General features: G+C 43.4%; 7 protein-coding genes. 6 read left to right on the top strand and 1 reads right to left on the bottom strand.

Going from position 1 to position 6,552, the window contains the following annotated elements; genetic code table 11:
- The coding region (locus K8S13_RS14280) for a DUF3604 domain-containing protein (protein ID WP_291463452.1) at positions 1–1,121 on the bottom strand (1,121 nt) is incomplete at its 3' end.
- A gap of 364 nt (positions 1,122–1,485) precedes the next feature.
- Between K8S13_RS14280 and K8S13_RS14275 the strand changes: the two genes are divergently transcribed.
- From K8S13_RS14275 to K8S13_RS14250, 6 genes are all read left to right on the top strand, one after another.
- Complete coding sequence (locus K8S13_RS14275) at positions 1,486–2,805, top strand: aminotransferase class III-fold pyridoxal phosphate-dependent enzyme (protein WP_291463450.1); 1,320 nt, start codon at positions 1,486–1,488, stop codon at positions 2,803–2,805.
- Between the two features lie 75 nt (positions 2,806–2,880).
- Positions 2,881–4,113, top strand: a complete 1,233-nt coding sequence (locus tag K8S13_RS14270; protein ID WP_291463448.1) for an MFS transporter — start codon at positions 2,881–2,883, stop codon at positions 4,111–4,113.
- Between the two features lie 149 nt (positions 4,114–4,262).
- Positions 4,263–5,162 (top strand): protease modulator HflC, encoded by a 900-nt coding sequence (gene hflC / locus K8S13_RS14265; protein WP_291463447.1) that lies wholly within the window; start codon positions 4,263–4,265, stop codon positions 5,160–5,162.
- 2 nt (positions 5,163–5,164) lie between these two features.
- On the top strand, positions 5,165–5,614 hold the full coding sequence (locus K8S13_RS14260) for a hypothetical protein (RefSeq protein WP_291463445.1): 450 nt from the start codon (positions 5,165–5,167) through the stop codon (positions 5,612–5,614).
- Positions 5,580–6,158 (top strand): protease modulator HflK, encoded by a 579-nt coding sequence (gene hflK, locus K8S13_RS14255; protein ID WP_291463443.1) that lies wholly within the window; start codon positions 5,580–5,582, stop codon positions 6,156–6,158. The genes K8S13_RS14260 and hflK overlap by 35 nt, the downstream gene beginning before the upstream one ends.
- Positions 6,159–6,166: 8 nt before the next feature.
- On the top strand, positions 6,167–6,552 hold a 386-nt coding region (locus tag K8S13_RS14250; protein WP_291463442.1), incomplete at its 3' end, for a permease.

Here is a 6,552-nt window from a genome sequence, read left to right as displayed (position 1 = left end):
TCTTTTTCCAGTTCAATTCCAAGCTTTAGGCCTTCCCGGGCATATGATCCTTTACTGGCACACCCTACTAAATTGTCATCCTCGCAAATTGGCCAAAAGAGTTCAAAAGAACACTCTTCATCAGTCGTCCCTACCCCAAAGGCACACTCAGAAGTGCGTTTGGCTTGAAAAATTTCCGCCAATGGCTCATATCGATCTCTTCGTTCCCAATCCTTTGGGGTATAAGGGGCACCATCTTCATCATTACGAGAATAAGCCCTTCCAAAAAAATTACTCATATTATGGGGAATGGTCAAAAATTCACAATCTCCGGTACAGGTATCTTCCAGTATTTTCCAAAGATCCAGTGCGGTCATTGCATCAAAGGCGGAAATCACTGTTTCCGGTACCGTTTTGTTTCGGAAAATAACATTCCGGTGGGTCATCCCCGCTTTTGGCCAGAGCGGTGAGTATTCATATCCATAAAACGAGGTAAATTCTCCGGGTTTATAGGCTTTGTCAGCTGCTTTCTGAATTCGTTTCCAGGTGGTTTTTCCATGCTCAATACAAAAGCTGTCATCCTCACCGCAATAGTCGGCGGGTCTTTTCGGGGGTCTTTCTAATACATTTTTTCGAAGTTTGTAATAGTAAGCAAGTGACGGGCTGTCAAGTTTAGCACAAAACTCCTTCTGTTTTTCAGTAAGACCTGGCGCCTTACATCCATCAAAAATACCAAAGCTTTCAGCATGATCTGTAATGGCTACAAAGTCGAGGGGTTCGCTCAGCTGCAGAATTTCTCCTGATACATGCTCCAATTTTTTCCCCTGGGCAAATTCATAGGCTTGGTCGGGTGTATAATTGGTGTTTCCACACATATACGCATCAAGGGACAATGATGTGTGAACATGGAGATCACCAAAATAGACATTCTTTAAGGGATTTTGTGGTTGAAGGGTTCTTTCTCGAAATTCAGGCTTTTTTATTGCCGCTTCATTCTGGGCGGCTGATTGTTTATTAAGTTCTTTAATAAACTCCGGTGTGAGACGTATCATCTTGGCGTCAAATTTTTTATAGGTATGCCAACCATAACCCACAGCAACTATAAGAATAATACCAAGAATCCAGCCTATTTTTTTTTTCATAATATTACCTCCGCTTCATTCTGGTGAAAAAATATATTACCTGAACATATATTTGTATGGTTTATCTGATTTTTTCAAACATCTAAAGATATATTTACAGGGTTTATTTGGTTTCCTTTTTCAGAAGACAACCTCTCATTGATAGATTTATCACCCGGTTGGCAATAGAATGTCTTTAAATCTCTGCCCATTAGTAAACCACTGGTTGGTTCTTTGGACGTATCTTTCAACTGTTTTTATTACAAAAAATATATCTTTTGTTATATGACAAATTTTGACTTGGCTTTTAAGGTTAGGCTGTAAAAATAAAAAACAGGTATTGGCATAATTGACAATAATCCATTTATCCTAATGAGGTGACAGTATGAACAACAAAGAGCTAACCGAAAGATTTAACAAAGTTTATGTTAACGCCCACAGCAACATGCGGGCTTCCCTGGATTCCTTTGGGCAGCGATTTTTTATAGCCAGGGCCGAAGGATCTCATATGTGGGATGCGGACGGCAATGAATTTATTGATTACATGCATGCATTCGGGCCCAATATTCTGGGTGCTCATAACCCAGAAATCAGCCAGGCCATGATAGAATTCCTCCAGACCCGACCGCCAATGATTGGCGGCGGTGCGTTGTTTACCCCTGAAGATGTTGAGCTGGGAGAACGGCTTGTCAAACATATTCCATGCGCTGAGACCGTCAAGTTGAACATTACCGGAACAGACGCGGTACAGCTGGCTATCCGGTTGGCCCGGGTTTATACGGGACGTCCCCGCTTCATCCGATTCCACGACCAGTATCATGGCTGGGCCGACAACACAATGGGGGGTCGTTACGATGAAAACGCCGAAGGAAGGCCGTTTGCCTTGCAGGGGCATCCTGATGATTATCGGTACACCGAAGGAAAAGCCCCGGGTGCCAACGAACAGTCCTTTATGATCCCTTTTAACGAAATTGAAATTCTTGAGGAAACGCTCAAGAAGTATGGTGATGAAGTGTGCATGATCATGATGGAACCCCTTGTCCTGAACCACGGAGGGATGAAACCCTATCCAGGTTACCTTGAAAAAGTGCGCTCGCTTTGTGATGAATATGGTGTGGTATTATGCTTTGACGAAATTCAAACCGGTTTCAGGCTGGACATTGGCGGTGCTCAGGCCTATTATGGTGTCACGCCGGATATTGCCACCTTTGCCAAATGCGCTGGGGGAGGACTGCCCCTCTCGGTTCTGGCCGGAAAAATGGAAATCATGAAACTCATCGCAGAGAACCGGGTACTCGGTCCCGGAACCTTCAACGGATTTTCATTGTCGATCATTTCCGCACTGGCGTCCATTAAAATAATGGAAAGAGATGACTGCGCTGTATTTAAACAGCTGGAGCAAACAACCCAGTATATTAAGAAGGGATTGTTGGAAATCATCAAAAGGAGAGACCTTAAGATCGGTATTCAGGATGAAACAGGTGTGTTATACCCCATATTTGGCGTTGACCCGGACTTCGTGTTTTATTTTGACAGAGATCTCAAGTTAGATAAGAGTAGCGGAATCCGCTTCTTCCAGGAACTTGCCATGAGGGGGATTGTCATTCATCCCGATGGCCGCTTTTTTATCAGCACGGTGCTTTCAGATGAAGATATCGAAAAGACCTTGGAAGCCTGTGATGATTCACTGGGAGCAATGTTCTAAGCGGGCAAAACCGGAAATAAGATACAAAAAAGACGCTCAGCATCCGAAAAGAATGAGAAGCAAAATGGGAGACCTATGTTTCAAAAAGAGATAAAGGTGTATGGCTATCGATGGGTCGTATTAATTGTATTTGCGTTGATTCAATTTGGGTTCCATACTCTTTGGTCAACATTTTTACCAATCACCGGTGATGCATCAGCGTTTTACAATGTTACCCCATTGGCCATTGGTTTTCTGGCCATGATGTTCATGATCGTTTATGTGTTTGCCAGCCTACCGTGCTCCTGGATAATTTCCTGTTATGGGATACGCAAGGGGGTTGGCCTGGGGGTTATCACCATGGGGATTTTCGGCTTACTCCGGGGTGTGTTCGGGGAAAATTACACCGGAGTAGTCATCTGCACCGTCGCTCTATCACTTGCTCAACCTCTGATTGTAAATTCCATCACAACCGTTACAGCGCGATGGTTCCCGGTAGATGAGCGGGCCACTGCTACCGGCATTGCTTTGTTGGCCCAGTTTATCGGCATCATGGCAGGGATGGTGATAACCCCGTTTTTAGCCAAAGCTGTGGGCATAAAAACCACCCTGCTTTATTATGGTGGTTTTGTTGCCGTGCTTTGTGTCCTATTTATTTTGATTTACCGGGAACACCCTCCGACAAGGCCCTCCCTGACTGAGGAGGAGAATGAGCCACTCAATATGCGGGAGGGGCTAAAAAATATATTTAAGACCCATGATGCAATATTGATATTGATTATTTTCAGTATCGGTCTGGCTATTTTTAATACCGTCTCCACCTGGATTGAACAGATTTTAGCTCCCCGGGGATTTACATCCATACAGGCTGGATCATTGGGGGGAGTTATGATGCTCGGTGCGATATTGGGATGTATCCTGCTGTCAATAATTTCAGATAAAACCGGGAAGCGGAAGGTGTTTATATTAACAGGAATGTTGGTAATGATCCCCTGTTTATTGGGTATTACCTTTTTTAAAACATTTTCAATCATTTTAGTGGTTGGTGGTATTTTGGGGTTTTTTCAGCTTGGACTTGCACCGATTATTATGGAGGCTGCCGCAGACATCAGCAGACCGTCAACCGAAGCGACCATTCAGGGGGTATTGTTGATGTTTGGGCAGGGGCTCAGCGTTATCATGATTTTTCTGACAGATTTTTTTCGGTCAAAGTCCGGTGCGATGACACCTTTTCTTTTGGTTTTTACCTGCATGATTGTGCTGAACTTAATCATAGCAAGTCGACTTTCCGAAACCCGTATCCAGGAAAAGAAAAGTTCAACGATTTAGCTGAAATATCTCATAAAAAAGGATGCAAAACCGTGGCATGGAGTTTGTTATTGTTTATTCTTAGGCTCCTGTTATAATATCCATAGATCCCAGCGAAGAATAAGAATGGATATGTTGTTATGACAATTTAAGTAATAGGGAAGTCACATATGAAACGAATTTTAAAACTCTTTATCATTCCGGTCATTTTGGTGATAGGCTCCATCTACCTGATATTTTATACTGTTGATGAGGCGGAATATGTTATCATTACCGAGTTTGGCAAATATGTCGATGTCAGAGAGCAGCCAGGACTGTATTGGAAGTTGCCCGATCCATTCCAGACGGTGACACGTTTCAGTAAACGAATTACGGTCTATGATCCGGAATCTGTCGAACTTTTGACCCTGGATAAAAAAAATATTCTGGTTGATAATTTCATGTTGTGGCAGGTGGAAAACCCGCAATTGTTTCTGGAGCGGGTAAAAGACCCGCAAGGGGCGGAAGCCAGACTCTCCGATATTCTCTCCTCACAGGTAGGGGCTGTTCTGGGGAAATACCCTCAATCGGCGCTTATTTCAGACAAACCGGGAGAGATGAAGATGGAAACGATGATGGAGGAGGCAAAGACCGAATGTGCCCGTTTGGCTAGTGAAAATTACGGTATTAAGGTCGTTGATGTTCGCATTAAACGCCTCAATTTTCCAAAACAGAATAAAAGCAGTGTATTTGGACGGATGAGGGCAGAACGGCAGCGGATCGCTAAAAAGTTCCGCTCGGAAGGCGAAGAGGAAGCCATTAAGATCGAAGCCGATACCAACCGGGAGCAGAAAAAAATTCTCTCGGAAGCCTACAAAGAAGCACAGAAAATACAAGGAAAGGCTGATGCTGAAGTTATAGAGATTTACGCCAAAGCGTTTGGTAAAGACGTCCAGTTTTATAATTTTCTGAGGACCCTGGAATCGTACAAAAAGATATTGAATAAACAAACCACTATTGTACTTCCTTCGGACTCCAATTTGTTAAGACTGTTGAATGAAGGGCCGAATACCAAGGGAAAAAGGGACTAACTATGGTTTCACTCATCATTGATTTATTTAAAAAATTCGGACTTCCGGATTACAAGAAGCCGGCCAATAAGCTATTGAAGTGGGCATTCCCGGTTGCGGTAGTGATCTATGTTCTATCCGGATTTTATATTGTTAAGACCGATGAACTGGCTGTGATTCGACGCTTTGGCAAGGTGATTACACCCGATGGTATTCTACCCGGAATTCATTATCGATTTCCCTATCCTGTCGATCAGGTGGATACCCCCAAGACATCGAAAGTCAACCAGGTGAGTATTGGTGTTGTCGAAAAACCAGGCACTCAGAAGAAAGGATCAGTAAAAAAGTTTTCCGAAATCCTGGTAGGAGACACAAATATTCTGAGGGTCCAACTGAATATCCAGTACATAATTCAGAACCCCTCGGATTTTCTTTTCATTGGTAACCATTTTAGCCGAATCGGAGCTAATTGAGATCATCGGGAAAATGGATGTGGATTATGTTCTAACTGTTGGCAAAATCAAGATTCAGGAGATGACAAAGAAAAAAACCCAGGAAATGCTGGATCAATACCATATAGGGGTAAAGATTATTGATACCAACCTGCAATCGGTGGAGCCCCCACTCGCTGTAATTGAAGCATTCAATGATGTTTCCAGCGCAAAAATCGACCGGGAGCGCTTGATTAATGAAGCACTGGGACGAAAAAGTGAAATTCTGCCCAAGGCCCGGGGGGAAGTCCATAAAATTAAAGAAACAGCCAAGGCCTATGCACTTGAATCGATTAATATGGCTGTCGGAGAAGCCGACAGGTTTGTGAGCATTCTAAGAGAATATAATAAATCTAAAAATATTACCGAAACACGGATATATATTGAAGCCATGGAGGCGATTCTGCCGGAAATGAAAAAATATATCGTTGATGCTGACAGCAAAACACCGGTTGATTTGGGTTTTCTCAGCAATGATCAGGCCGAAGCTCCCATGTTGAGTAATCGAAGATCAATTAACAATTAGGTAGAAATATGGATATTCTATTAGAGATTGGAATCGAAGTTGTCAGGGTTTTCAATGAAGCCGCTATTTACATCCTGTTCGGCTTTTTTATCGCTGGTGTTTTACATTCGCTTTTTACCACCGAGGTGATTACCCGTTACCTGGGAGGTAGAAGCATTCGGTCGATATTTCTGGCGGCACTGGCTGGAATACCTCTGCCGCTTTGTTCCTGTTCGGTTCTTCCCACGGCAATATCCTTGAGGAAACATGGGGCCAGTAAAGGATCAACGCTGTCCTTTTTAATATCAACACCTGAGACCGGTGCAGATTCCATCAGTTTGACATACGCTCTCATGGATCCAATCATGACCATTGTTCGTCCGCTTTCAGCACTGATTACGGCCATATCTGCGGG

It is taken from the genome of Desulfobacula sp., assembly GCF_021107415.1.
The sequence above is the reverse complement of the archived record's forward strand: the minus strand, read 5'-3'. Positions and strand labels throughout refer to the sequence as shown.